The organism is Chitinophaga jiangningensis (assembly GCF_900142605.1).
GTDB lineage: Bacteria > Bacteroidota > Bacteroidia > Chitinophagales > Chitinophagaceae > Chitinophaga > Chitinophaga jiangningensis.
Window position 1 is genome coordinate 634506 of the sequence record NZ_FRBL01000003.1, and the last position, 26290, is coordinate 660795.

Annotated in this window: 20 protein-coding genes; 7 read left to right on the forward strand and 13 right to left on the reverse strand. The window is 48.6% G+C overall.

Annotated elements, in window-relative coordinates:
- Nucleotides 1-16 precede the first annotated feature (16 nt).
- The 5 genes from BUB18_RS10070 to lepA all read right to left on the reverse strand — a co-directional run bounded on the left by BUB18_RS10070 (nucleotide 17) and on the right by lepA (nucleotide 8289).
- Nucleotides 17-967: an NADP-dependent oxidoreductase gene (locus BUB18_RS10070; RefSeq protein ID WP_073080342.1), complete on the reverse strand. Its 951-nt coding sequence runs from the start codon at nucleotides 965-967 to the stop codon at nucleotides 17-19.
- A gap of 42 nt (nucleotides 968-1009) precedes the next feature.
- Nucleotides 1010-3430: an AsmA family protein gene (locus BUB18_RS10075; protein WP_073080344.1), complete on the reverse strand. Its 2421-nt coding sequence runs from the start codon at nucleotides 3428-3430 to the stop codon at nucleotides 1010-1012.
- A gap of 173 nt (nucleotides 3431-3603) precedes the next feature.
- A complete protein-coding gene (locus BUB18_RS10080; protein ID WP_073080346.1) occupies nucleotides 3604-3813 on the reverse strand; it encodes a heavy-metal-associated domain-containing protein in 210 nt (69 codons plus the stop codon).
- Between the two features lie 30 nt (nucleotides 3814-3843).
- The gene (locus tag BUB18_RS10085) at nucleotides 3844-6066 is read right to left on the reverse strand and encodes a heavy metal translocating P-type ATPase (RefSeq protein WP_073080347.1); all 2223 of its coding nucleotides are present in this window, start codon (nucleotides 6064-6066) and stop codon (nucleotides 3844-3846) included.
- Nucleotides 6067-6489: 423 nt separating this feature from the next.
- Nucleotides 6490-8289 carry a translation elongation factor 4 gene (gene lepA, locus BUB18_RS10090; RefSeq protein WP_073080349.1) on the reverse strand — a complete coding sequence of 600 codons (1800 nt, stop codon included), beginning with the start codon at nucleotides 8287-8289 and terminating at the stop codon, nucleotides 6490-6492.
- Nucleotides 8290-8441: 152 nt separating this feature from the next.
- Between lepA and BUB18_RS10095 the strand changes: the two genes are divergently transcribed.
- From BUB18_RS10095 to BUB18_RS10105, 3 genes are read left to right on the forward strand one after another with little or no spacing between them, the layout of a single operon-like run.
- Entirely contained in the window at nucleotides 8442-8699 is a 258-nt protein-coding gene (locus BUB18_RS10095) for an acyl-CoA-binding protein (RefSeq protein ID WP_073080350.1), read from the forward strand.
- Between the two features lie 36 nt (nucleotides 8700-8735).
- Nucleotides 8736-9962 carry an ornithine--oxo-acid transaminase gene (gene rocD / locus BUB18_RS10100; protein WP_245805643.1) on the forward strand — a complete coding sequence of 409 codons (1227 nt, stop codon included), beginning with the start codon at nucleotides 8736-8738 and terminating at the stop codon, nucleotides 9960-9962.
- Between the two features lie 31 nt (nucleotides 9963-9993).
- The gene (locus BUB18_RS10105) at nucleotides 9994-10635 is read left to right on the forward strand and encodes a VIT1/CCC1 transporter family protein (RefSeq protein ID WP_073080353.1); all 642 of its coding nucleotides are present in this window, start codon (nucleotides 9994-9996) and stop codon (nucleotides 10633-10635) included.
- Here BUB18_RS10105 and BUB18_RS10110 read toward each other — a convergent pair.
- Together BUB18_RS10110 and BUB18_RS10115 are read right to left on the reverse strand one after the other, a co-directional pair.
- Nucleotides 10632-11024, reverse strand: a complete 393-nt coding sequence (locus tag BUB18_RS10110) for a hypothetical protein (protein ID WP_073080355.1) — start codon at nucleotides 11022-11024, stop codon at nucleotides 10632-10634. The two genes, BUB18_RS10105 and BUB18_RS10110, sit on opposite strands and share 4 nt — an antisense overlap.
- Before the next feature lie 46 nt (nucleotides 11025-11070).
- Complete coding sequence (locus BUB18_RS10115; protein WP_073080357.1) at nucleotides 11071-13254, reverse strand: S9 family peptidase; 2184 nt, start codon at nucleotides 13252-13254, stop codon at nucleotides 11071-11073.
- A 293-nt stretch (nucleotides 13255-13547) separates the two neighbouring features.
- On the opposite strand from BUB18_RS10115, the gene BUB18_RS10120 reads away from it, so the two are divergent.
- The 3 genes from BUB18_RS10120 to BUB18_RS10130 all read left to right on the forward strand — a co-directional run bounded on the left by BUB18_RS10120 (nucleotide 13548) and on the right by BUB18_RS10130 (nucleotide 15183).
- Nucleotides 13548-13805, forward strand: coding sequence for a hypothetical protein (locus tag BUB18_RS10120; protein ID WP_073080358.1), 258 nt, complete (start codon nucleotides 13548-13550; stop codon nucleotides 13803-13805).
- Between the two features lie 65 nt (nucleotides 13806-13870).
- Nucleotides 13871-14482, forward strand: a complete 612-nt coding sequence (locus BUB18_RS10125; protein WP_073080360.1) for a trimeric intracellular cation channel family protein — start codon at nucleotides 13871-13873, stop codon at nucleotides 14480-14482.
- A gap of 56 nt (nucleotides 14483-14538) precedes the next feature.
- Nucleotides 14539-15183 (forward strand): MarC family protein, encoded by a 645-nt coding sequence (locus BUB18_RS10130; RefSeq protein WP_073080362.1) that lies wholly within the window; start codon nucleotides 14539-14541, stop codon nucleotides 15181-15183.
- Nucleotides 15184-15510: 327 nt separating this feature from the next.
- On the opposite strand, the gene BUB18_RS10135 is transcribed toward BUB18_RS10130, so the two are convergent.
- The 5 genes from BUB18_RS10135 to BUB18_RS10155 all read right to left on the reverse strand — a co-directional run bounded on the left by BUB18_RS10135 (nucleotide 15511) and on the right by BUB18_RS10155 (nucleotide 22549).
- Nucleotides 15511-16602 carry an efflux RND transporter periplasmic adaptor subunit gene (locus tag BUB18_RS10135; protein ID WP_073080364.1) on the reverse strand — a complete coding sequence of 364 codons (1092 nt, stop codon included), beginning with the start codon at nucleotides 16600-16602 and terminating at the stop codon, nucleotides 15511-15513.
- Nucleotides 16589-19825, reverse strand: coding sequence for an efflux RND transporter permease subunit (locus BUB18_RS10140; protein ID WP_073080365.1), 3237 nt, complete (start codon nucleotides 19823-19825; stop codon nucleotides 16589-16591). Before BUB18_RS10140 ends, BUB18_RS10135 begins: the two co-directional genes overlap by 14 nt.
- Before the next feature lie 18 nt (nucleotides 19826-19843).
- Nucleotides 19844-21247 carry a TolC family protein gene (locus BUB18_RS10145; protein WP_073080367.1) on the reverse strand — a complete coding sequence of 468 codons (1404 nt, stop codon included), beginning with the start codon at nucleotides 21245-21247 and terminating at the stop codon, nucleotides 19844-19846.
- Nucleotides 21248-21295: 48 nt separating this feature from the next.
- Complete coding sequence (locus tag BUB18_RS29350; RefSeq protein WP_143159891.1) at nucleotides 21296-21580, reverse strand: hypothetical protein; 285 nt, start codon at nucleotides 21578-21580, stop codon at nucleotides 21296-21298.
- 162 nt (nucleotides 21581-21742) lie between these two features.
- Nucleotides 21743-22549 (reverse strand): DUF6630 family protein, encoded by an 807-nt coding sequence (locus tag BUB18_RS10155; RefSeq protein ID WP_073080370.1) that lies wholly within the window; start codon nucleotides 22547-22549, stop codon nucleotides 21743-21745.
- A 74-nt stretch (nucleotides 22550-22623) separates the two neighbouring features.
- On the opposite strand from BUB18_RS10155, the gene BUB18_RS10160 reads away from it, so the two are divergent.
- A complete protein-coding gene (locus BUB18_RS10160; RefSeq protein WP_073080372.1) occupies nucleotides 22624-23574 on the forward strand; it encodes an aldo/keto reductase in 951 nt (316 codons plus the stop codon).
- A 69-nt stretch (nucleotides 23575-23643) separates the two neighbouring features.
- Here BUB18_RS10160 and BUB18_RS10165 read toward each other — a convergent pair whose 3' ends face one another.
- Nucleotides 23644-26160: a LamG-like jellyroll fold domain-containing protein gene (locus tag BUB18_RS10165; protein ID WP_073080373.1), complete on the reverse strand. Its 2517-nt coding sequence runs from the start codon at nucleotides 26158-26160 to the stop codon at nucleotides 23644-23646.
- Nucleotides 26161-26290 lie beyond the last annotated feature (130 nt).

A 26290-nucleotide genomic window follows, 5' to 3' on the forward strand; every position in this document is an offset into this window, starting at 1 on the left:
CTAATTGCGATATAGGCTAAGAGATTAGTATCACCGTCTTCCCCTTCCCTCTCCCATGCCGGCTGGCTACAATCGCCTCCGGCACGTCTTCCAAAGTAATTTTGGTTTCCAACGGAATTACCAACTCTCCACTATCAATGATTTGCGCGAGCTTATCCAATGCCTCTGGCGAGCTTACCGTTTCAAAATTTCCACCATGGAGCCCTTTATCCCTGATCTCATGCTCATCGGCTACAAAAACGGTAGTATATGCGCTGCCACCTGGTTTGAGCAGGTCCAGATTTTTGCTGAAGCCCGACGCCTGGCTTACCAAATCAATAATTCCATGAATACCATCGGGGTATAATTGTTTCACCTGCTCATATATCGGAGCGTCCTCATAATTGATGGTAACTGTAGCACCAAGGGATTTCATGCGCTGTGCACCGGCACCGTCAGACACGGTGGCAATCACCTTTATGCCCTGCAAGGCAGCCAGCTGCACCGCGTACGATCCTACTCCACCGGTTGCGCCATATATCAGTAATAAGTCGCCCCTGTGTAGATGTAATTGCTCCACCAGCTGCTGGGCCGTCATCCCGGAAGTAGGTATCGCTGCAGCCTGCGCCGGCTCTGCTTTCTGTGGTGCAAATGTAATATTGGCTTTCTCCGGCACTACCACATATTCTGCAAAGCTACCTTCACCTATCGGCGAATGGATAAACTGTCCGTATACCTGATCTCCTTTTTTAAACCGCGTTACGCCCTCGCCTACCTCTTCCACAATGCCTGCGCCATCTACCCCGATAATCATCGGAAACTGGTGCTTCATCTGCCCATCCAGGATGCCGTCTATCATCTTCCAGTCAAAAGGATTCAAGCCTGCCGCCTGCATTTTCACTACAAGCGCACCTTTGCGCACCGCTGGCTTAGGAAGGTCCATCACCTGAGGCAGACCTTTAAATTTTTCTATTGCAACCGCTTTCATAGTCTGGTAATATGTTTCAATAAATATAATTAATTGTTGGCGCTAGTCCTCATTTCCTTTTCCCATTTTGATTTTCACCTTACCATCAGGGCCATCCACGGCATGCAGGTTGAGGATAATTCCCTTGCGGCTGCGGCGATATCTTTCCGCTTCATCCGTAACAGCCGTATCCCTGTTCGGATTACGCAGCGGAATCTGCATCTGGATGTTGGTACCGCCGCCAAGGCCATAAACGCCCTGCAGATCAATATTTACCGCACTGGAAGCAATACGCATAGGTGGAATGATGACCTTGCCATTTTCGACACGGAACGTATTATTCAGATTGTCAAAAGTAATACTGTCCAGCCGCCGCTTCTTGAATACGAAATTGCCGATATCTGCCAGCGGCCCGAAATCCACAATCGCTCCCTTCTTCATAGCCAGCTGTATCGATCCATTGAGAGAACGTTTGGCCAAACTGCCATTATCCAGGATATTCCCTTTCATATTGGTTCGCACCGTAGCTACCCCCTTAATATTTTTATAAGTAAGGCCCTCCATACCGAAGTTATCAAAGGCATAAAACAGCTGCGACATATTCACGTTTACAAATCCTGCGGCTACATCAAAGTAGTTATTATTCCCCTGCTGATGCACCTTTCCTTTCATATTCAGGGAGCCGCTTGCCAGTTGCAACCCGATATTGTTTAAGAGTATATCCGACTCCGTTAGTGCCAGCACCGCCTTTACATTTTGCGCGGTGAAATGCTTATAGGTAGTTTTGTCCAGCTGCACATTCATGTTTACGTTACTCGCTGCCAGTACTTCATCCAGCTGCGCACCTACGCGACTCAGTTTCGCCTTCCGGTGTGCCGCCTGTTTCTTCTTACTTACCCTTGGACTCAGGTAGGATTTGAATTCATTCAGATCCACCAGCGGACTTTTAATATTCCAGTCCAGCACAATTTTTTCCGGTGCTGTGAAATAGAAGTTCAACACATTCTTCATTTGCCCGTTCATAAACAGGCTGCTGTTGCCTGATTGGAGCTTTATATTTTCCAGCAATAAATCCTGGCCTGTAAAACGGAGGGTGGCATTACAGTTCTTAAAGTTTAAGGCACGTGGTTGATAGCTGAAAGCTGCATTGGTGACCTGCACCACGCCCAGCAATGCCGAAGGTGTAGGATCGTTTTTCATCAACGGTCCGGTATAATTCAGATCCGCCACCGCACTACCTGCGGAAAATGCCAGCGGCAGCTCCTCCGCCCCGTTTAGCTTTGCCAGCTGGAACGACGACTGAAAGTGCCCGCGAAGCAATGGCTGCTTCAGGTTCACCACCCGAATGGTATCCGCCTTTACCGGTACTTCGCCAAATGAGGCTGTGAGATTAAAAATATTCACAGCGGAGTTAGCATCTGTATGATCTGTTATTGGTAACACCTGGTTATTGAAATCACCTGTAAAACTACAGTTGGTCCATTGCCCCAGCGAAGTATGTAATGCGTTATTGACAGTTTTCCATTTTACGACCACCCGAGGTGTATCACGGAATTTCATATGTCCGTCGAGGTTAGCCACGGCATCCAGTGGTTTTTCAAGCCCGATGTCATTGAGCTTGGTGGAAATATTGGGAGGTAGCCAGGAAGCGGCTTCCTTTAGCAGCACCTGGTTGGCCGTTATTTTAAGTGAAAAAGCGGGCGGCTTTTCTGCAAATACAAACTGGCCACCGATAAGTACGGGCTGGTTATCGATCTTAATCTCTTGCTCCGGTACCAGCAGTACTTTTGATTTTTTGTTAAAGGTGAGATGTAATGGCATCTCCATCGGCTTATCCTTCAGGTAACTGCCTTTGTCTGTATTAAACTCGAAATGCTTACTGATCATATTTATGTTCAGTGCTATTCTCAGGCTGTCGCCCTGGTTCCGGGTTCTGCCGGAGAGGCTTTTCACCTCCAGTTCAAAGTGCTTCAGCTTCTGTTTATTTTCTATAATGAAGGTGATATTTTGTAACAGGAGATGGCCAATGTCGGCATCTTTGGATTTCTTCTTTGGGGAGGGAGATTTTCGTTGGAGCATGCTGGTATTGGTATACCCGCTGGAATCGGTGTACAAACAAATTGTCCCGTTTTCGACGATGATTTCCTTCACGTCCACGCGCTTGCGGAGGATTGACCACGTATTGAGGCGAATATACACCTCCTGCACATCCAGGAGCGGGCGTTTATGAACGGGATACAGGCTGTCCTGCAATTGCACCTGTTTAAGACCGAGGGAGATATTGGGAAAGTTCCTGATCAAACTGGGTTCCATGTCGGCAATAAGGACTTTACCATCGATTTTATCATTAATCTGAGCGGTTACCTGGTCGAGGAAGGCTGCCTTATTGGCCTTGATATACAATGCCAGGCCGAGGAACAGTAAAAATATCAATACGAGGAAGCCCCCCAGGATGATTAATGTTAGCCGAAGCCATTTACGCATGCTGTGCTTTTTAGGATTAAAACATATTATAGGTCCGGGATGTTCGCTGCGGACGGAATATTATAGGCATTAATCCTGCCAAATCCTTCGGGGCTTCGGTGGCGGTTAAACGAAGAAAGGGAGAAGTGCTGCCCGCACGTTCTCCCTCCTTCTATTATGAAGCAATCGATCTACTAAATTTTCTCAGCGGTGAAACCGGCTTTCTTTACAATTTCCACGATAGTGGCGGCATCAGTTTCTTCTGCTTTAACGGTGAGTACTTTCGCAGGATCTGTTGTATCTACTTCCCAGTGGCTGATATTTTCAGTTTTATTGAGATGAGGTGTTACGGCTGCTACACAACCACTGCAATTGATATTTGTTTTGAATTTGTACGTTTCCATATTAGTGTTTATTTAAGTTTTTATGTTGAATTAAAGTTTACTCCATTTTAAGCGCAGGCTGTTACTTACTACCGATACTGAACTGAGTGCCATGGCTGCACCGGCAATCATCGGGTCGAGCTGAAATCCGTTGATCGGATACAGTACACCGGCAGCCAGTGGTATACCGATCAGGTTGTAGATAAAGGCCCAGAAAAGGTTTTGTCTGATCAGTTTCACGGTTTGGCGGGACAGCCGTATTGCCTTTGGCAGTTGCTGCAGGTCAGAGGAAATGATGGTCATCCTGGCTACATCCATGGCGATATCTGTACCGTGTCCCATGGCGATGCTCACATCTGCCTGTGCCAGTGCATGGCTGTCGTTAATCCCATCTCCCACCATGGCTACGATATGACCTTTTTGCTGCAGTTCTTTTACGAAGGCTGCTTTTTCAGAAGGCAGCACACCGGCTTTATAGTGTTTGATACCGGTTTTATCCGCTACGATCTTTGCTGTTTGAGCGTTATCACCGGTGAGCATGTACACCGCTACTCCCATTTGTTGCAGCTGTGCTACAGCGGCAGCGGAGGTATCTTTCAGCTGATCCATGATGGCTATAACAGCGAGGGCTTCTTTTTGGTTGGCAAACCATATTACGGTGGCAGCATCAGCCAGCCAGGCGTTGGATTTACCTTCCAGTGTAGCCGGTACCGTTACCTTTTGTTCGTTGATGTAGGTGCGGCTGCCGATGAAGTATCGTTGTCCTTTGTAACTGGCCTCTACTCCTTTACCAGTCACGCTTTCGAAGCGATCCAGGTTCACTGGTTTTTCAGCATTCATATATTTTACGACGGCGGAAGCCAGCGGGTGTTCGGATTGTTGCTCCATGGAATAGAGCACGGCAGACAGTGCAGCGGCCTGGGTGTTTGCCCATTCGATGCCGGTAACTACTGGTTTGCCCGCGGTGATGGTACCGGTTTTGTCGAGTACGATGGCATCCACTTTATGTGCCAGTTCCAGGCTTTCCGCGTCTTTGATGAGGAGGCCATTTTCGGCGCCTTTACCTACACCTACCATGATGGCGGTGGGAGTGGCCAGGCCGAGTGCACAAGGGCAGGCGATTACCAGTACGGTTACCATGGCCAGGAGCCCCTGAGTGAAGCCATTATCACCGCCGAAGATTACCCATACAATCATGGTCAGTATAGCGATTCCCGTTACTACCGGAACAAAGATGCCTGCGATTTTATCTACCAGCTGCTGCACCGGGGCTTTACTACCCTGGGCTTCCTGCACCAGTTTAATGATCTGGGCGAGCATGGTGTCGCCTCCTACTTTAGTGGCTTTAAAACGCAGCACGCCTTTCTGGTTGATGGTGCCGGCAAAGACTTCTGCTTCTGCTTCTTTCAGCACTGGCAGCGGCTCTCCGCTGATCATGCTTTCATCAATATAAGAGCTGCCACTGGTTACAATTCCATCTACCGGAATTTTCTCACCGGGTTTAACCAGCAGGAGGTCACCTACCTGAACCTGTGCCAGCGGCACTTCTATGGTTTCGTCGTTACTACGTATAAGCGTCACCGTTTTAGGCTGCAGGCCAATCAGTTTTTTGATGGCGGAGGAAGTATTGGACTTCGCTTTCTCTTCCAGGAGCCGGCCAAGCAGGATAAAGGTGATCACGACGGCAGCGGCCTCAAAGTACACGTGGGCGTGTAGTCCGCGGCTATGCCAGTATTCAGGATATAAGGTATTGAATACACTGAAAATATAGGCGATACTGGTACTGAGGGCCACCAGCGTATCCATGTTGGCGTTGCGGTGTTTGGCCTGGCGCCAGGCGTTTACAAAGAATTGCCGGCCAAAAACGAGTACTACCGGGGTGGACAGCGCCCACATAATATAGTTACCATAAGGAATATCCATGAAGAACATACCGATGATCACCAGTGGCACAGAGAATATAATAGACCAGAGCGCTTTTTTCCTGAGCGTCCGGAACTGTTGCTGATGGAGGTCTTCCAGGGCTTCTGCGGCTTCCGGGCTTTCGTCGGTAACGAGGTCGTAGCCGATGGACTGGATGGCGGCTTTCAGTTGTTGAGGAGTTACCTGATCGGGTTCATATTCTACCGTTGCGCTGGCATTGGCGAAATTAACGCCTACGTGGATCACACCGGGAGTTGCGCTGAGCATTGACTCGGCGCTAACAGCGCAGGAGGCGCAGCTGAGGCCTGTAATAGGAAATGTCTTCTTTATAATCTGATCCGTTGCTTGCATATGTTTTGAATTAACAATACAAAGATCGGTCAGAGACAGTGGGGTACTGTTATAGAACTTTAACTATGATTTATATAATTTCACGGGGGAGATATTAGTGGATTTCTTTACATCTCTCTTTATCTATATTTATATTAAATAAAGTGGGTGACACCTTCGGTGTCACCAGTGGGGGTAAGCCGCGCGGCGCGCGGCACCTAAAGGCTCCATAAGAGAGTAGCGATATGTACAACCGTTGGACAATGGGTTGGTTACGTCCACAATTTTGTAGCGGGATACAGCAAAAAATGGTGGACGTAACAAAAGTGAAACGAGCAACCTGAGAATGGGGTATTAGACTACCTGACGCCATCAGGTACCAGAATAAAAAAAGGCTGTATCATGGGTGTGATACAGCCTCCGTTAAGTATAGTTTGGCAGACCTTAATCATCCAGTTTCAGTACGGCCAGGAAGGCTTCCTGTGGTACTTCTACGTTTCCGATCTGGCGCATACGTTTTTTACCTTCTTTTTGTTTCTCCAGGAGTTTGCGTTTACGGGAGATGTCACCGCCATAACACTTCGCGGTAACGTCCTTACGCATAGCGGAGATGTTTTCGCGGGCTACGATCTTAGCACCTACGGCGGCCTGGATGGCGATGAGGAATTGCTGGCGTGGCAGCAGTTCTTTCAGTTTTTCGCAGAGTTTACGGCCAAAGTCATGTGCGCGGCTGCGGTGAATCAGGGCGCTGAGGGCATCCACTTTATCACCATTGAGGAGGATATCCATTTTCACGATATCGCTTTCACGGAAGCCGATCGGCGAATAGTCGAATGATGCGTAACCCCGAGTCTGGCTTTTAAGTTTATCATAGAAATCGAATACGATTTCAGTGAGTGGCAGTTCAAACATGAGTTCCACGCGGGTGGTGGTCAGGTAGCTCTGGTTGAGCAGAAGACCACGTTTACCCAGGCAAAGGGTCATGATGTTACCGATATAATCCGGTTTGGTGATGATCTGAGCACGGATCCATGGCTCTTCGATGCGCGACATCTTGGTAGGGTCGGGCATTTCAGACGGATTGTTTACGATGATCTGTTTGGTGGTATCCTTGGTGTCGTAAGCGATGAATCCTACGTTGGGAACGGTGGTGATTACGGTTTGGTTAAACTCACGTTCGAGGCGTTCCTGGATAATTTCCATGTGGAGCATACCAAGGAATCCGCAACGGAAACCGAAACCGAGTGCCTGGGAAGTTTCCAGTTCGTAGGTCAGGGAAGCATCGTTCAGCTGCAGTTTGTCCATACAATCGCGCAGCTCTTCGAAGTCCTCCGTAACTACCGGGAAGATACCGGCAAATACCATTGGTTTTACCTCCTGGAAGCCTTTGATACCTTCCGTGCAAGGGTTGGAAGCCTTGGTGATGGTATCCCCTACTTTTACTTCTTTGGCGTTTTTGATACCGGTGATGATGTAACCCACGTCGCCGGTATGCACTTCATTTTTGGGTTCGAGGCCCAGTTTGAGGATACCTACTTCGTCGGCTTCATATTCTTCGCCGGTATTTACGAATTGGATTTTATCCCCTTTTTTGATGGTGCCGTTGTATACGCGGAAGTAGGCAATGATACCACGGAAAGAGTTAAATACAGAGTCAAAAATCAGGGCCTGGAGTGGTGCTTCAGGGTCACCTTTAGGCGCCGGGATGCGGGTAACGATGGCTTCGAGGATTTCCTCGATACCGATACCGCTTTTTCCGGAAGCCAGGAGAATATCTTCATCTTTCACACCGATGAGCTCGATAATCTGGTCTTTCACTTCCTCGATCATGGCGCCTGCCATGTCAATTTTGTTGATTACCGGAATGATTTCGAGGTCATTATCCAGTGCCAGATAGAGGTTGGAAATGGTTTGTGCCTGGATACCCTGGGCAGCATCCACGAGCAGCAGGGCACCTTCACAGGCGGCCAGTGCGCGGGAAACTTCATAGGAGAAGTCTACGTGACCGGGGGTATCAATCAGGTTGAAAGTATATTTTTCACCGTTTTTGGCGGTATAATTCATTTGGATGGCGTGACTCTTAATGGTGATACCTTTTTCACGTTCCAGGTCCATGTCGTCCAAAACCTGCGCCTGCATATCACGGTCAGAAATCGTTTTGGTAAACTCCAATAAGCGGTCAGCCAGGGTACTTTTACCGTGGTCAATATGGGCAATGATACAAAAATTGCGAATATTCTTCATATGATGATTTACTGGTCCAATGTCCGATCCGATTTAGTACCGGCCATTTCAGCCCGCAAAGGTATTAAAATAAGTTGGTTTATTTGGTGAATGATTAATTTATTAGCACCTTAGTAAAACAACACCTATTTCTTCATAAAAAAAACCGGATTATGGAACTCGCACAACAATTTGAAACTGCAGTAGCAGCCAGCAAAACATTAGCAGAAAAGCCATCGAACGAAATCCTGTTGCAGTTGTATTCCTTATACAAACAGGCAACGGAAGGTGATGTAAGTGGTGAAGGTCCGTCCAATCCTTTTGATTTTGTAGCGAAAGCCAAGCACAATGCCTGGGAAGAGCTGAAAGGTAAATCCAAAGAGGATGCCATGAAGGAATATGTAGCGCTGGTACAGCGATTAAAAGGATAATTACATTAATTTTGCATCATGATACCCACAAATACAATGACCGAAAGAACGCAACATTTTCTGGAGCTGGAAGAACAGTATGGCGCACATAACTATCACCCGCTGCCAGTGGTTTTGGATCGCGGCAAGGGGGTTTTCCTGTGGGATGTAGATGGCAAACGATACTATGATTTTCTCTCTGGTTACAGCGCAGTAAACCAGGGACATTGTCACCCCGCCATTATCGCAACGCTGATCGAACAGGCGCAGAAACTGACGCTGACCTCCCGTGCATTTCACAGCGACCTGCTGGGAGAATACGCACAATACATTACTACCTACTTCGGATACGATAAGGTGCTGCCGATGAATACCGGTGTGGAAGCAGTGGAAACGGCATTAAAACTCTGCCGCCGCTGGGGCTACCAGGTAAAGGGCATTACTGCCAACCAGGCAAAAATTATCGTATGCGGTCATAACTTCCACGGGCGTACGCTGAACGTTATTTCTTTCAGCACGGACCCGGATGCACGAAACAATTTCGGCCCATACATGCCGGGCTATGAAATCATTCCGTTCAACAACCTGCCTGCGCTGGAACAGGCGTTGCAGGATAAAAATGTGGCGGGCTTTATGGTGGAACCTATCCAGGGCGAAGCCGGCGTGGTAGTGCCTGAAGAAGGTTACCTGGCCAAAGCCTATCAGTATTGCAGGGATGCCAACGTCCTGTTTATCGCCGATGAAATCCAGACCGGCCTGGCACGTACCGGCAAAATGCTGGCCTGCGATCATGAAAATGTACATCCTGATATCCTGATTCTCGGAAAAGCACTATCCGGCGGAACGCTGCCGGTGAGCGCCGTATTGGCCGACGATGAGATTATGCTGACGATTAAACCAGGCGAACATGGTTCCACTTACGGAGGCAATCCACTGGCCTGTAAAGTAGCCATTACCGCACTGGAAGTCCTGAAATCAGAACACATGGCTGAAAATGCAGCCGCCATGGGCCAGCTGCTTCGTCAGGGCCTGCTGGATCTGCAATCGCCCTATATTACAACGGTACGTGGGAAAGGCCTGCTCAACGCAATCGTGGTGCAGCACGATGACCCCGAAGCGGCGTGGGACTTATGTCTCTCCCTAAAAGAAAACGGATTACTGGCCAAACCAACCCATGGGGATAAGATCCGCTTTGCACCGCCCCTGCTGATCACCGCAGAACAGGTGAAGGACTGTGTAGCTATTATCCAGCGCAGCCTGGAAGCCACCTTCCACCGTTCATAACACGATTTCAATACGCTGAAAATTTCAATACATGGCGGGCAGCCACAAAGCCATCCGCAGCTCCGGATGGAAAACGGATTTATTAATTGGGTTCCCTGACGGATTATTTCTGCTCTTCTTTTCTACCCAGGTAATGCAGGGGTTTACCATTGCAGTACAAACCTTTTATAATGTTCAGCTGGCCATATGGCTCATCGGCGCAGTGCTGGTGCTATTCAGCGCGTATCATGCCAACAGGGGCGATCTGCAGCACGACACTCCCCTGCTCACGCCGGAAGAAAAAAGGAAGCTGGAAAAACTTGATATCAACGATGCCACCATCGCGCATATTGCCGGTGAAATGCAGAAGGATGCCGACTTATGGGAACAAACACTCGTGGCGGAAAATGTGCGGGAAACTACGTTTAACCGTGGCCGTGCCATCCGCAGTGCGATTATGACCGGCCTGTTTTTTGTTGGCGGCGGTGCACTATCAGTATGTCCCTACCTCGCCAATGAAAATTTTCCGGCAGCTGCAAAAACCAGCATGATGCTGGTTTTCCTGGGGCTCACTGCCTTCAGCTTTTTCAAAGCCAGGATTACAGCACAACGCCCATTACCAATCATCATACGTTATTGGTTAATGGGCGCTGGTGTGTTATGCGGAGCATGGATACTCCAGAAAATATTCTAATTTTTATCGGTGCGTGTCAGCAATACAGACACAAAAGCCACAATAGCTGCAGCCAGAGAAATATATAATGCGGGATGGGTTTGTGGACAGATACCTATCTCGCATCTTCCGAAAATCATCACATTACGGAAAGTCCACGCCAGCATAAACCCGCAGATAAACAGGTTGACCCTTAACGTCCATTTCTTACGGATTGCAAAAAAGATCAGCGCTGCTGTGGCCAGGAAAATATTCAATTTACCGGGCTCTCCGTAGTTGGAGCCTGCCGTGTTTACACCTGTAAACACCAGGTGCGTCAGGTGAGTGTCGTTAATTTCGGACCAAGGCAGGAATGCACAGATAATCACTGCCAGCGATGCAACAATGCCAAATATCCTGGTTTTTGCCATAACTCTAATTTTAGGGATGCGAAGGTAAAGAATAAACACTTATTTCCTACCGTGCCCCAGGAGGACAATGTAATTTTATGAAATCAGTAAAGAGCGTGGACAGGTGTTCGCTGGTGCCCTCTCCTTCCGAAATACTGTGGGTACGGTTAGGATAGGCCATAAACTGAAACTGTTTATTGTGGCGGATCAGGGCGTTGAGCATCATTTCAGAATTCTGGTAATGCACGTTATCGTCGCCAGTACCCTGGATCAGCAGCAGTTTACCTTCCATTTGCGCCGCATAGGTTACGGGAGAACCTTTTTTGTAGGCCTCCATATCTTCCTGTGGTAAGCCGGTGTAACGCTCCTGGTAGATGTTATCGTAGGTAAGGAGGTTGGTAACGGGTGCTACTGCCACTCCGGCTGTAAACAAGCCGGGATACTGACACAGCATGTTCAGCGTCATAGTACCACCGCCGCTCCAGCCCCAGATCAGGGACCTGGTGGAATCGATAAACGGATATTTTTCGAACATCGCGCGGGCGGTGAGTGCCTGATCGCGGGTATCGATTACCCCTATTTTCCCATACAGACTCTTACGCCATTCCCGGCCTTTAGGCAGCGGTGTTCCCCTGTTATCGAAGCACACATACACATAGCCGTCAGCAGCCATGCTCCCTTTGTACAGCGGATCTTCGCCGGTATAGTAATTATCCAGTGTCATAGCCATGGCAGGGCCGCCGTATACACTAAATACGACCGGGTATTTTTTAGCAGGATCGAAGTTATCAGGTTTCACCATATAGCCATCCATCGGTACACCGTCTGCGGTAATAATGCGGAGATATTCCATATTTTTCCCTCTGCCGGAGAAACGCTGCAGGGCATTGGCCATGGCAGACTTTAAAACAGGCGCTTCGGCCAGGTTCAGGAATTCGGCAGCAGGCCTTACCAGTTTATAACTGGAGAAGGAATGTGCAGTCCACAGGCTGTACGGAGATAGTTCATATTTGTTGGTACCGTCCAGTTCACGCGGTGTAAGGCGGCTGGTATCACCGCCGCTGAGCGGTATGCTGTACAGGTATTGCTGAACAGGGTTGTACGGGGAAGCATGGAAATAAATCTTACCGGTACCCTGGTCTGCACGGAGCAGCTTCATTACGTCGTAGTTGCCCGGGGTAAGCAGTGTGGACTTACCATCTGCCAGCGCAATGCGGTACAGGTGACGCCATCCATCCTGCTCACTGAGCCATAGGAAGGATTTTCCATCGGGCAGGAAGTCCCAGCCCTTAATACCGTTATCGTCCCACATACTTTTTACATCGATCCAGGCTTTATCCGTTTCGGTATAGATGGTGCGGGTGGTGCCGTTATCCGCGCGGCAAATCATGATCTTGCTTTCGTTCTGGCGGCGGTTCAGCTGCTGAATGATCAGCTCATTGGTACCTGGAATCCATTCCATGCGGGGAATGTAATGCTGGCGGTTATCACCGGGCACGTTCATCCACGTGGTGCGTGCTGTTTGTATATTTACCACACCTACCTTCACCGCAGAAGGATCCTGACCGGCTACGGGGTATTCAACCGGAATGGTAAAGGAGTAGATAGAATCCGTGTTATTGATCATGAGGAAGTCGCGGGTTTTAGTAGCATCCACCTGCCAGTAGGCGATGGATTTACTGTCGGGACTCCAGCGAAAGCCATCGCGGCAATCCAGTTCTTCTTCATATACCCAGTCGAAGGTACCGTTGATAAAACGGCGGCTGCCGTTGGTAGTCATCGGTTTGATGATGCCGGTTGCCAGGTCTTCGAGGTAGAGATTGGAGCGACTCACATAGGCTGCATATTTACCGTCTGGTGATATTTTGGCAAACATCAGAGAAGCCGCAGGCAAGGTTTTGCCGAGCTGGCGCAACTTTTTGGTACGAAGGTCCAGCAGCCAGTAGTCGCCTTTGGTTTCATAGCGCCATACCCGCTGGGTATTGGTATAGAGGAGTAGCTGTTGTTCGTCGTCCGAAAAACGGAAAGATTTTATTTCCAGCGGTTGTAAGGCCCCGGCTGGTTTGAGCAGTTCCATGGAAACTTTTATGGAAGGATTGGTACCGTCGCAGGGAACATAGGCGATGCCATCTTCCCTGATATCGTAATAGGCTTTACCGTCGGTACTCCAGGTAAATTGCGGTCCAGGCTGGGCTTTCAGGATACCGGCTACTCCTGGCAGCAGCAGTATCAACAGGGCTATTTTCTTCATTGTCAAATTGAATAAGTTGCAATGGTAACTAAAAAATAATAACAATTTGAACAAAAGGGAGAACGTTCTGTTAAAAGAGGCGGAAACCAGGTAAGGTAAAAATATTTTAAACTATTTTTTATTATGTGGATAAAAAAACATGTGTAATACAAAAATATTCATAGGTTTTTATCTATTTTTATGCAAGAAATAACAATTACTTAATGAGTATCAGGAGGTTGTGCCTTCGGGCAAGGCTTTTACTGATGACACCAGACAAAATTATTATCCTGTTAGAAAAACCATAATAAGTTATGATTCAAGTTACACTGTCTTACAAAAACCGCGAATTTGTACAACTGGAAGATTCATTTCTGGCGCAGATTGCCGAGAACACCAAGAAGCTGCTCTATGCTTTGCTGGAAGATATTTACGATCTGCTGATCCAGGAAAAAGGTCATTTCCGTATTAACCTCGACAACCATCCTAAAATTGAAGTAGAAGGATTCAGCAGCGGACTGCAGGATCAAATTGAACGTACCCTGCGTGGCGAGTACGACTATGATTATTGATTGTTAAAACATTTCCGCTGTTATTTGACTATTCTATAACTTGCAGCTAAATCTTAGAACAGCGGATGCATCTTTCTTACATTAACGTCCTGGAATTACTGGGAACATTTGCTTTTGCCATATCCGGCGCCACCGCCGCTATCAACAAATCATATGATGTTATTGGTTTGCTCACCCTGTCGTTTGTAACGGCGATAGGCGGAGGAACCATCAGGGACCTGCTGATTGGCGCTACGCCTGTAGCGTGGATGCAGGATGAGTTGAGCAACACGGCCATTATCGTTGCTGCCATCATCGCTGCTTTATTTTTCTCCTATGTAAAAAGATTACATCAGTGGCTCACAGTATTTGATGCCATTGGTCTTGCTATGTTTACCGTAACGGGTATCAACAAAGGTATAGCTGCCGGGCTTCCTATGCCCATATGCGTGGCACTGGGCGCTATCACCGGTACCTTTGGCGGATTACTGCGTGATGTGATTTCCGGTGAACAACCGATCTTATTTACCCGTGAAATTTATGCAGCAGCCTCCATTGCAGGCGGAACCATTTATGTTGCCGGCACCTACTATAATGCTGATGCAGATTTTATTCAGAGTATAGCCGTTGCCGTTATAGTCGCCATACGATTGGTAAGCCTCCGTTATAACTGGCAGCTGCCGCGACTCCGGGGCTAACGCACCTGCCGCAATTCATTCTTCTCTACATAATATAAAATTCCTATATTGCTGTTATGAGGGAAATATTTGATAATTATTTTGCTTTTGCCACCACCGTATTTATGGGACTATTTGCAATTGTGAATCCCATTTCTTCCATACCGGTATTTCTGGAGCTGACGTCCAACATGGATAAGCCGCAACGAAGGAATATCGCTACCAAATCGGTACTGATTGCATTTTGTATTATCGCAGTATTCAGTGTGGCGGGTAAACTGATTTTCCATGTATTTGGCATTACCCTCGCAGCCCTCCGTGTTACAGGAGGCATCCTTGTTTTTGTAATTGGATATGAGATGGTGCGTGGAAAAGATGAAGAGAAAAATAACCCTAAACTGGGCGATCAGCCCGTTAAAGCAGATCATGGTATCAGTGCTGCCATTACCCCGCTGGCAATGCCACTGCTGGCAGGCCCCGGTACCATCACCACTGCCATGAGCTACTCCGCAGCCAAGGATGTATATCACCTTGCCATAGTAATGGGCGTATACGCATTGATTTGTTATATCACCTATCTGCTGTTTCTTGCAGGCAATAAGATCGTTAATGTGATCGGTACCAATGTAATGATGGTGATCACAAAAATGATGGGTTTAATATTGGCTGTGATCGGCGTACAGATGCTGGCACTGGGAGTAATGGAACTATTTAAACTTTAATTTTTTTTCTTTCCACAAAGAGAACAATTTTATTTTAGCTGGTGTTATTAAAATATAAATAAGCTTATAGCAAAGAAAAAGTCGGCCCCTACCCGATCAATCTGAATTCTACAACAATCCTTGAACTTATTTAAAGACATAAAACCGTCATTGGAAAATGACGCAAAGATATTTTTTCGATTAACAACAGGTAAAATCCGTTATTGATTACTAGGTGGATGTTATCGTTCCCTTTTTTCAATTGGAACTTAAAAAAATCAATATAGACGGAACAGTTAGCAGAAAAGCCGTCCCGATTCTTCGGGACGGCCGGTTTTTACAGCAGTGCTAATTAATTGTTTCTCCTTCACGAATATCATCCGTTGCATTTTCAACTACCTGATCCCCCGGCTGCAACAGCCCGAAAATTTCTGTTGAATCATTGTGGTGATTGCCTTCCTGTATATCAATCCATTTTGTTTTTTTATCTTTTACCAATACCACATATTTTTTTTCGGTAGATGCTACCACTGCTGTTGCAGGAACCACCATGGCCCCTGAAGAACCGCTCACCGGTATATTCACCTCGGTATACATGCCCGGTTTTAACCGATGATTAACATTTTGCACATCAATTTCTACAGCTTCTGACCTGTATTTATTATTCAGCGTGCCGGCCTGTCTGGATATTTTTCCCTGAAAATTCTGGCCTGGCATAGCATTCACCTTAAAGGTCACCACAGCCCCTTCTTGCAACTGCGCACTTAAAATTTCAGGCACCTGTAATACAAGCCTGAGCTTATCTTCCTGTTCCAGCATCAGCATCGGCTTATCGTCGGATTTAGTTGCAGGTCCTACCAATGCACCGGGATGTATGTTACGCTCTGTAATTACTCCATCAAAGGGAGCGGTCACGGTAAGATAATCTTTCATGGCCGCAGATGCAGCCAGATTGGAGCGCTCGGTATTCATCAAGGCACTGTCGGCCATCATTTTTGCCCTGGACATTTCCAGGTCGTGCGCTGCAATGGTACCCGGCGTAGCACTGGTGGCCAGCATACGCTCGTAGTTATCCTTGCTGGCAGCAAACAAAGCGGCCGCCTGGTGGTAGCGCGACTGCGCAGCAAAATACTGCTGCATCACTTCGGGTGCTTCCAGTTGCAACAGCAATTGTCCCTTCTTTACGCGACTACCTCTGTCTACCGCTACTGTTTTAATGAAGCCGCTGATCCGCGGATAAATACTCACTTTTTCAAATGCTTCCAATGCACCAGGTAATTGTATGGAAGACGCCAATGGCTGTTTAACCACGGTGGCCAGTTGATATTGCTTTGCCTTATGCCGGTTGGATTTTACCTGAGGTGATGTACTGTGGCAGGCGCCTAAGAATACTATCGATCCGGAAAATAGCAGGGAGCTAAATAATTTATATGGTTGCATGAACATTATTTTTAGTTGAATGAGAAACTTTCTTTTCTGTCGGCATCAGCGAAGGTGATTCATAGGCAGCCTTCCGCTGTGCCCAGGCGTAAATCAGTGGTAGTATCAGCAATGCGGCCAGCGTAGAAGCGATGAGACCACCAATGACGGCGCGGCCCAGCGGCGCCGTTTGGTCCCCGGCTTCACCCAGGCCGGAAGCCATCGGTATCATGCCCGCTATCATAGCCAGGCTCGTCATCAATATTGGCCGCAGGCGAATACCTGCACTCACCACCGCTGCCTTGCCGGCATCGCGGTATTCCAGCCGCAATTTTTCCGCATTGGTTACAATCAGGATGGCATTGGCCACAGAAACCCCGGTGGACATAATCATGCCCATATAAGATTGCAGGTTAAGTGTAGCACCCGTCAGCAACAATGCGATTAATGATCCTGCTATTACTGCAGGCACCGTGGTGAGTACCACCAGCGATATGCGCATGGACTGGTAGTTAGCTGCCAGCAGCAGGAAAATCACCAGCACGGCAATCATTAGTCCGGACTGTAAACTATCCAGCGTTTCCACCAGCAGACTGCTGGCTCCCTTTACTTCTGTTTTTAATCCTTTAGGCGGCGCTCCTGCATCATCGATAGCTTTTTGTACTGCCTGTGTAGCCGTAGCCAGGTCCATCTTGTGAATATTAGCACTAACGGTAACGAATCTACGCGGCCCTGACCTGTCCAGCTGCCCTGGCATCTCCCCCATACTAAAAGTGGCTACATCAGAAAGTACTGGCCGTGCCTGGCCCTTTACCAACGGAATCTCCCTGAGGTCCGACAAAGAAGTCATGTTATATTCCGGCACCTGCACCTGTACCTGGTAGGTATAAGCCACCTTTTCATCCAGCCACTGGTTTTTTTCTGTAAACCTGCTGGAAGAAGTGGATGCAGTAATGGAACGGGCTACCTGGCTGATGTCCAGCCCCATCTGCGCCAGTTTAAAACGGTCAATGTTGATGTTGATCACCGGAAAATGCAGGGGCTGTGCAATCTGTACATCACGCAGAAAGGACACCTGTTGCAGGTTGGTAACGATCTTTTTTGCATAATCCTCGATCTGCTTAATATCCTTTCCGGCAACCCTCACCTCAATCGGATTATTGGCGCCCTGACTCATAATTTTTTCTGTGAGGTCAATGGGTTCAAAAGAAATGCGTGATTTCGGAAACAGGCTGTCCACCTTGCTTCGCAGCGTTTCTTTCAGCTCATCCATATCTACCTTATATGCCTCATCCAGGTTTACCTGCAGTACAGCCTCGTGGGTACCACTGTTAAAAATATAGAGGTTACTGGTACCATAACTGCTGGGAATAAGGCCTACGTACGCGGAGCTGATGGCTACATGCCCATTGGTAGTTTCATCAATTAAGCTAAGCAACTGATGTACTTTTGCTTCCGTTCTTTCCAGCCTGGTACCATCCGGCTCGCGAAGGCGCAGCTGGAACTGGTTACCATTTACGTGCGGCATCAGGTCCTTTCCGATATACCAGTAGCAGCCACCGGCAACGGCCAGCGCGAGCACCAGGTAAGCACCCATAATGAGGCCGGCACGGGATTTCCATCTGTCGAGCAGGTTCATGAAGCCTACCTTAAATCGTTCGAAGCCTTTGAGCTCAGCAGCGTGCGAGGTTTCATAGGCTACCTGCTCCTGAATTTCGTCCACCTCTTCTTCATCCAATGCGAGACTATGTTGTGCATGCTGGTACTTTTCAGCTTTAAGCCACCAGTTAGCAATTACCGGCACCAGGGTTTGTGCGGCAAAGTAGGAAGCGATCATCGCAAAACCTATGCTCAGCGCCAGCGGCAGGAACATGGCTTTCGGTACACCCGTCATAATAAAGGAGGGTGCGAACACTGCGAGGATACAGAGCAGGATCAGCAGTAGCGGAAATGATATTTCTTCACAGGCATCATAAATCGCCTGTTTTTTTGACTTCCCTAATTCAAGATGCTGGTGAATATTTTCGATCGTTACCGTGGCCTGATCCACGAGGATACCGATGGCCAGTGCCAGCCCACTCAGGGTCATGATGTTGATGGTTTGCCCGCTCAGGTGCAGGAATAATACAGCCGCCATAATGGCCACCGGTATAGTCACTACCACCACAAGGCAACTACGCAGGTCTTTGAGGAATAGCAGCACCATCAAACCTGTGAGCAGGGCACCTAATATCCCTTCTGTCATCAAACTTTTAACGGCATTGATCACGAATACCGACTGGTCAAATTCATAGCTGAGTTTTACATCGTCCGGCAGCAGGGACTGCATTTCGGGGATACGTTGTTTCAGGGTTTTCACCACGTCCCAGGTGCTGGCATCAGCTGTTTTTACTACCGGAATATATACAGAGCGATTCCCGTTAACCAGGGCATAGTCCACCGTTACGTCCGACCCATCGGTAACGCGGGCTACATCTTTGATGAAAATATTGGCGTTACCATTGCTGGCAATGGGGATATCACCGAAGTCGGCCACTTCCTTTTCCAGGCTGTTCAGCGTGGTCACATACATGGTGTTGTTGATGCGGATGTTCCCCGATGGCGTCATTACATTATTCTTCGCAATCGCTTCCACCACCTGGTCGGCAGAGAGGTTGAAGCTGCGGAGCTTTTGCGGGTCCACACTCACCACCACGGAGCGGGAATTGGCACCAAACGGCGGTGGCGCCGAGAGTCCTGGCACTGTAGAAAACATGGGCCGGATACGCGTTCCGGCCAGGTCGGCCATTTCTTTGAGTGTGCGGGTGGGACTACTAAGTACCAGCTGCCCTACCGGCAGGGAGGAGGCATCGAAGCGCACCACCTGCGGCGGCAATGCTCCCGGCGGGAAAAACTTCATGGCACGGTTTACCTGCAAAGCCACCTGTGCAGAGGCTTCCGCCATATCGGTACTTTCATAAAAAGTAAGTTTAAGCATGGTGAGCCCCTGAATATTTCTGCTGGTAATATTTTTCACGCCGTTCACGTAAAGGAACTGGTCCTGAAGGCGGGTGGAAAAAAATCCTTCCATCTGTTTGGCGGACATGCCCCCATACGGCTCTATCACATATATTGTGGGGAGGTTGAGTTTTGGAAAGATGTCGATCGGTATTTTGAATACCGACAGCAGGGCAAACAACAGTACACCGGTGGTGATGATCACCACGGCAACCGGCTTTTTTAATGCTGAAGTCACTAATGACATAATAATCACAGTTAAAGGTTAGTGTAATTCCGGTAACAGTTCCTGTAAGGTATTTCCGGCGTAAGCAGCCCTGAACAAGGCCTTCCAGGCGGCGTCGCGGGCCTGGATCATATCGGTTTCAGCTCTGTTCAGCAGGAACAGTGCATTGGTCACTTCAATAATGTTGGTGAGCCCGGCTTTGTAGAGCGCTGTTTTTTGAATCGCAGCGGCTTGTGCAGCCTGTAACTGTGCAGGAATTTCAGCCAGGCGTTGTTGCGCGATGGCAATATCTGACTGTGCTTCATCCAGCGACTGCTTCAATTTCACGGCCATGGTTTCCTGTTCCTTAGCAGCAGCATCGGCGGTATAGCGCTGTGTTGCTACTTTTTCGCGGGTGCGTTTCAGGTCGGTGAGGTTATAGGTGATACCAAGGCCCAACAGGTAATTGTATCTTTTATATCCTAATCCACTCCAGAGGTTTTTATTATAGTAGTCATTGAATTCCCCGCTGGAGCCGCGCATCCAGCCGGCTGCCATCACGTTTACTTTCGGCAGATTGGCTCTGCGGATCACTGTTTCCAGTGCTTTCTGTTGCTCGTATTGCGAATGATAGAATTGCAGTAACGGATGCTGTGCGGCGACGGTTTGCTGCGGGACAAAGCGTGCGAGCAGGCCTCCAAGCTTTAACTCATTTAATGTATCAGCGGCAATGCGTGCCGTATCAATTCCTGTGAAGGCGGCTAATTCAATCCGGAGCCGGTTAAATTGTGCGTTAACTTCCAGCAGGTTTAAGCGCGCTTTCGACAGCTCTGCCGCTGCCACGGCGCTGTCGACCCCTGGTTTCAGGCCATATTTTACCGTAGCGTTTACGGCGCGTTGGATGGCTTCCGTGCGCAGGATATTATCGGTTGTTATCTTTTGCAAAGCAGTTAATCGCAGTAGTTCAAGATAATCCTGAATGATAGCGATAGTAAGCTGGTTGCTGGTATTGGCGAGGTCCGATTTACGTGTGTTGAGTGCTGCGTGGGCCGCCTGTATGCGACTGGCAAATGCGCCGAAGTTGTATACCTCCCATTGCATTTGTGCCATGGCGATATTGCCGCTCATAAGCTGGTTATTATTTGCTTCGCGGATGCCACCGGAGGTAGAGGGGATCATGCCCATTGTAAAATAGGAGCCATAGATACTGTTGTCCGTGCCTACGTCCAGCTGTTCATGTACGCGGAGAGCCGGGTACCAGTCATGTTTCACATCTGTCAGGTTAGCCTCGCCTGATTTTATCTGTGCCTCTTTGGCCTGTATGGCCGGATAATTTTGTAGCGTGCGGGATATAGCCATGTGCAGCGAAAAGCTGTCCGCTGGCTGTTGCGCGAAGGTACCACTGGCGATTAGCAGGCAAAGGCATATCGCACAGCAATGCTTCACGAAGTTATGTACGTTCATAAAATCGTTAGATTACTGAAAAAGAAATTACAATTGAAATGATATGGATCAGGCTACAGGCGGGCCTCTCCAGCTACGAAGCGGGGTGAATACTTCATGGTAGCATGCGCGCAGAAATCCGGTGGTATGAACTACATAGATAAAGCGATCTTTCAGTGTAATGCAACTGATATTGCAAGGATGATCGCTGTAGTCGTTCAGACCTACAGGGCGGCGTTTATGTCTGGTAAGAGAAGACTTATATTTTTCGCGCTTGATGTTGGGGGCTACAAAGGGGTGCTGGGAAAGCAGACTGGCGGTGAGTGCCGGGATCTTTCCGCCACGCACAGCCATAGTGCCTCCTTTGCCGGACGGCAAAAGTATTACAGCAAGGACAAATATTATAGCTAACCTAACAACAACTTTCACAACCCTATGGAATTATGAACCGTTAAGTTATTAAAAGTTTGTCCAACACTTTATACCGTTGGTAATATTTAATTCGATTTTAATGATTTAGTAGAGATATACAAGGCAAAGTGCGCGGAGTTTTTTTGCGGCACGGGCCAGTCTGTCGTCTGCAGTAGAGATACAGGTGAATGCCTGGTATTCGTCCAGCACCGGTCCCAGTGCTACAATGCGGAGCTCAGTTTCTTCCAGTTGTTTGTTTACGAAATCAATAGATGCCTGCGCAAAATCATCGGCTGATACGATGTCGTCATACTCTTCTTCTGTAGGCACTTCCAGGATGATGCCCTCCAGCTGCAGGGGTTCGAGTTCATTGAGTGCGTAGATGCCGGTATCGGTAAGGTCGGACCATTCAAACTCAGCAAGGTTACCACTGTTTTGCAGGGACACAGCTAATTCCTCCCAAACAGCGTGTGGGGTAGGTTTTACAAAGGCCGGCAGTTCATCCGTTAAGGCAGCGGCGGTGTCTTCATCAAAAATATCCAGGTATAGCTGTGCCAGGGTTTGTCTTGCATTACCGCTCTGCTGCAGCTTTTCGGTGGCTTTGATATCCTGAACGAGGGTGTCCCATCTGCTTTGGAGTTCTTCCTGATCTTCTTCCGACATCTCATCCGGAACCATTTTTGCGTTATCAGCATTTACATCTTCCAACGCATATTTATGTACATGCAGCGTATCATCTGTAAAGTACAGCTGGTAAGTAGCGAAGTTGGTGAAATTGGTACCGATCACCACCTTGTCCGGAAAGATTTCGTGGGTTACATTTTCACGGGCATCCAGGATGGAGCTCCCATTTATTTTACCATACGTGGAAGTGATGTGTGCGAAGTCCGCAGCGGATATATTAAGCGTCATATGTATTCGTATAAACGCCCAAATTTAATTAAATTAGAGGGAAGCTCAACTGGAATAAATTTAAATGCTTTGATATGGAAAAACGTAAATTAGGAAACTCAGGACTGGAAGTAGCGCCGCTGGCCTTTGGCGGAAATGTATTTGGCTGGTCGGCCGATCAGCAAACCTCTTTCGATTTGCTGGATGAATTTGCAGCGCAGGGCTTTAACCTGGTAGACACGGCGGATGTTTATTCCCGCTGGGTACCTGGTAACAAGGGCGGTGAATCTGAAACTATAATTGGCAAGTGGATGAAGGCCCGAGGTACGCGCAGCAAAGTGATTATTGCCACCAAAGTAGGTGCGGATATGGGCGAAGGCATTAACGTATCAAAATCATATATCCGTAAACGTGTGGAAGACTCATTGCAGCGCCTTCAAACGGATTACATAGACCTTTATCAAACCCATTACGATAATGAAAATACGCCGGTGGAAGAAACTTTGGAGGCTTATGATGAACTGATCAAAGCCGGCAAGATCCGCAGCATTGGCGCGTCCAACATGACGGCTTCCAGGTTACTGGCGAGTCTGCGCGCGAGCGATCAGCATGGATTACCGCGCTACCAAACGTTCCAGCCGGAATATAACTTATATGACCGCGAAAAATACGAACAACAGTACGCTGACATCTGCCTAAAGGCAAATATTGGGGTGATCAACTATTACTCACTGGCAAGTGGTTTTTTAAGTGGAAAATACCGCTCCGAAGCAGATATAAATAAAAGCAGCGCCCGTGGTCAGAAAGCACTGAGTTACCTGAGTGCACGCGGCATCAGGATTCTGGAAGCGCTGGATAACTGCGCAAAAAAATATGCCGTGACGCAATCGGCCATTTCACTGGCCTGGCTCCTCACCCGCCCTGCTATTGCAGCGCCTATTGCCAGTGCTACCAGTACGGCACAGTTGCAGGAGTTAATTAAAGGGGTGCAGTTGACGCTGGATCAGCAGGATTTGGATGCGCTGAATAAAGCGAGTGCTTATTAAATCAATCCTTCTCTGCCGATGGCAGAGAAGGATTGAGAACGGGAGCCATCAAAGGTGGCTCCCGTTCATTTATTGCTGAATAAAGACCTTTGTTGCCTGATGCGCCCCACTCGTCTGCAAATCCAGGAAATACAGGCCTGCAGGCAGCTGCGGCACCTCCAGTGTCAACTGTTGCTTACCTTTGCGCAGTTGCTGCCGATAGACTTTCACCGGCTGGCGTTGCAGGTTATATAACACTAATAATGCTGCCTCTTCCTTTTTCGTTTCTACATTCACCCGCATTGATTTACCAACCGGATTTGGCGCTACCGTTAGCATAGATGCTGTTGTAGTTACCGGTTTAGCGTTGCTGGCTGCGAGGGGGGAAACTGGTGGTATCCAGCTGCGGCCGTCCAGTCGCCAGGCCGTATCGATATTAATCCCTAGGAAATCGAGACAGCTAACGGCCATATCTACCTGTCGTGGTGTGTTGTTGAATACACCATAGGTGAAGGTGGTATCAGGTGCGGGTGATTGCCAGGTAGCGGTTCCGGTAACGGCTGCATTATTGCCGGCACCCAGGCCGTCCAGCAGTGTGCTGCCGCTGCCTTCATGCGCCGGCCAGTAACCAACCAGGCTGGCATAGTCCGGATGAGAAGTGTTGATGGCGGTATTTTTCCAGGAGTTGATCACCGTACCAGTCAGCACTTTATTCCATATTCTAACATCCGAAATATTTCCCTGAAATGCATAGCCATACACCAAAGTACCGTCCTGGCCGATGGCAAACGGCAGCCCGGAGGCAATGCTTTTTTTCACGGCGGCCATGGAGGTGGTACCGGTTTGCACCCCGTCGAGGTAGGTAATGAGGTTACCGCTGCGACTCACCGTAAACGCCAGGTGATGCCAGGTGTTGGTTCCCAGGCTGCCACCGTTCAGGTCTACCCTGTTGGTACCATCGCCGATGTTTACTTTCCAGCCACTGGATGTGAGTGCCAGCACATAGCCCTTATTGATGCCGCTGGCCCAGTTTTTATCCGCGAGGATGGCCGGATCACCGGACCAGTTGGCCACTTTCACTTTACATTCCATGGTAAAATCGCCGGTATCAAACTGATAGCTGAGTGCATTTACCGGTTTGGCATAGGCGGCGGCAAAGTTCAGGGCCGCAGGTTGAGCGGCGGCACCCTGCCATACAGGCGTTCCCGTTATAGTGCCGCTGCCGGATGATTTGGTGTTGGTCCAGGTGCTGCCACTGCCTTCATTGCCTTTAAAATAAGTGAGCAGGTTACTCCAGGAGGGGTGGCTGCTGGTAACGGGTTGCGACATCCAGGTGATCAGTTCTGATTCCGCCAGGGCTTTGTTCCAGATACGCACTTCAGCGATATTACCGTTGGGGTGGTAGCCATAGGAAAGGGTACCGTCCTGCCCTATTGCCAGGGGCAGACTACTGCTGATGTCGCCGATGGTAGTCATACTTTTGCTGCTTACCAGTGTACCATCTTCGTACATGCTGATGTTGCCATTGCGTTTGCAAACGATGGCGAGGTGGTGCCAGCGGCCATCTGCAATGATGTTGCCGTTCAAGTCTACCCGGTGGCTGCCATCGCCGATGTTCACCTTCCAGGAATTGCCGCTAACGGCAGATAATATAAACCCTTTGTTGAGGCCATTGGCCCAGTTTTTATTGGCGATGATAGCCGGATCACCCGTGAAGCCGGCGGTTAGTTTCACCCGGCATTCTATGGTAAAATCAGTGGAGGTGCCGAAGTTATAAGGTGCGGCAGCGGTTTGGACATAAGCCCCATTATCGAAGGAAAGGTATTGGCCGCCCATGTTAAAGCTCACTACCTGTTTCGAAATTTGCGCTGGCGTGAAATTACTGTTGGAAAATACGGAGAAGATATTTCTTTCGTCAAAGGAGCTGCCGCCATGGCCGGCCATATTGCCGCCATGGTCCGTAGTAACAGCTACCAGCCAGTCTTCATTGGCATAATTGGGGCGGCTTTTCAGCGCTGCCAGTATGCTTTTAATGTAGGTATCAGTGGTTTGTATTGCACTGATATATTGGGAGACACCAGGGCCGAATCCGTAGGAGTGTCCCGCATGATCCACGTCGTCGAAGTCTACAAAAAGCACGTCAGGGTTGTTGTTCGTGAGTTCCGCCACGGCGCTGTTTTTCACGTCCAGGTCGGTGGCTACGTTAACTTCCGAGTCGATGTTATTGACTACGTATGTGTTGATTGGCGTCCAGTGCACCACAGATACTGTGCGGCGCGCAGGCGTTACGTTTTCCACCCGTTCCAGGAAGGACTTGTACACAGTGTAGCTGGAGCCGGAATAGGAGTTATCGACTACGCCGGTTTTGTTTCTCCAAACGCCGGTTAGCATGGCGCTCCAGCCAACGCCGCTCCAGGTAGGCGTTTCCGTTAGTGCGTCGAAGCTGTACACGGAGGTGGCGATGAGGGAGTCCAGTGTAGGGGCATTTGCAGCTACTACTGCATCGTGGCGACAACCGTCGATGCCTAATAACAGGACTTTTCTGGTTTGGGACATAGATAGCTGGGCACATAGCAGGCCCACGCTGAGTAGGTAGATTTTTTTCATTGCTCGTAGGGTTTGATGGATACCCCACTAATATATAAACAAAAGTTTAGATAAACTATACCCCTTTCACGGGAGTTTTTTGAGATTTGTTTGAGGGGATGCCCCCTTCGGTGTCATCCCCGGGGGACCG

Excerpts from the sequence above, each read along its gene's own strand:
- BUB18_RS29350 (WP_143159891.1), bottom strand. The coding sequence starts at position 21,580 with ATGGCTGTGCGTGGCGGAAAGATCCCGGCACTCACCGCCAGTCTGCTT.
- BUB18_RS10130 (WP_073080362.1), top strand. The coding sequence starts at position 14,539 with ATGAGGGAAATATTTGATAATTATTTTGCTTTTGCCACCACCGTATTT.
- BUB18_RS10135 (WP_073080364.1), bottom strand. The coding sequence starts at position 16,602 with ATGCAACCATATAAATTATTTAGCTCCCTGCTATTTTCCGGATCGATA.
- BUB18_RS10080 (WP_073080346.1), bottom strand. The coding sequence starts at position 3,813 with ATGGAAACGTACAAATTCAAAACAAATATCAATTGCAGTGGTTGTGTA.
- rocD (WP_245805643.1), top strand. The coding sequence starts at position 8,736 with ATGACCGAAAGAACGCAACATTTTCTGGAGCTGGAAGAACAGTATGGC.
- BUB18_RS10125 (WP_073080360.1), top strand. The coding sequence starts at position 13,871 with ATGCATCTTTCTTACATTAACGTCCTGGAATTACTGGGAACATTTGCT.
- BUB18_RS10115 (WP_073080357.1), bottom strand. The coding sequence starts at position 13,254 with ATGAAGAAAATAGCCCTGTTGATACTGCTGCTGCCAGGAGTAGCCGGT.
- lepA (WP_073080349.1), bottom strand. The coding sequence starts at position 8,289 with ATGAAGAATATTCGCAATTTTTGTATCATTGCCCATATTGACCACGGT.
- BUB18_RS10110 (WP_073080355.1), bottom strand. The coding sequence starts at position 11,024 with ATGGCAAAAACCAGGATATTTGGCATTGTTGCATCGCTGGCAGTGATT.
- BUB18_RS10120 (WP_073080358.1), top strand. The coding sequence starts at position 13,548 with ATGATTCAAGTTACACTGTCTTACAAAAACCGCGAATTTGTACAACTG.
- BUB18_RS10070 (WP_073080342.1), bottom strand. The coding sequence starts at position 967 with ATGAAAGCGGTTGCAATAGAAAAATTTAAAGGTCTGCCTCAGGTGATG.
- BUB18_RS10155 (WP_073080370.1), bottom strand. The coding sequence starts at position 22,549 with ATGACGCTTAATATATCCGCTGCGGACTTCGCACACATCACTTCCACG.
- BUB18_RS10140 (WP_073080365.1), bottom strand. The coding sequence starts at position 19,825 with ATGTCATTAGTGACTTCAGCATTAAAAAAGCCGGTTGCCGTGGTGATC.
- BUB18_RS10095 (WP_073080350.1), top strand. The coding sequence starts at position 8,442 with ATGGAACTCGCACAACAATTTGAAACTGCAGTAGCAGCCAGCAAAACA.
- BUB18_RS10085 (WP_073080347.1), bottom strand. The coding sequence starts at position 6,066 with ATGCAAGCAACGGATCAGATTATAAAGAAGACATTTCCTATTACAGGC.
- BUB18_RS10160 (WP_073080372.1), top strand. The coding sequence starts at position 22,624 with ATGGAAAAACGTAAATTAGGAAACTCAGGACTGGAAGTAGCGCCGCTG.
- BUB18_RS10105 (WP_073080353.1), top strand. The coding sequence starts at position 9,994 with ATGGCGGGCAGCCACAAAGCCATCCGCAGCTCCGGATGGAAAACGGAT.
- BUB18_RS10145 (WP_073080367.1), bottom strand. The coding sequence starts at position 21,247 with ATGAACGTACATAACTTCGTGAAGCATTGCTGTGCGATATGCCTTTGC.
- BUB18_RS10075 (WP_073080344.1), bottom strand. The coding sequence starts at position 3,430 with ATGCGTAAATGGCTTCGGCTAACATTAATCATCCTGGGGGGCTTCCTC.
- BUB18_RS10165 (WP_073080373.1), bottom strand. The coding sequence starts at position 26,160 with ATGAAAAAAATCTACCTACTCAGCGTGGGCCTGCTATGTGCCCAGCTA.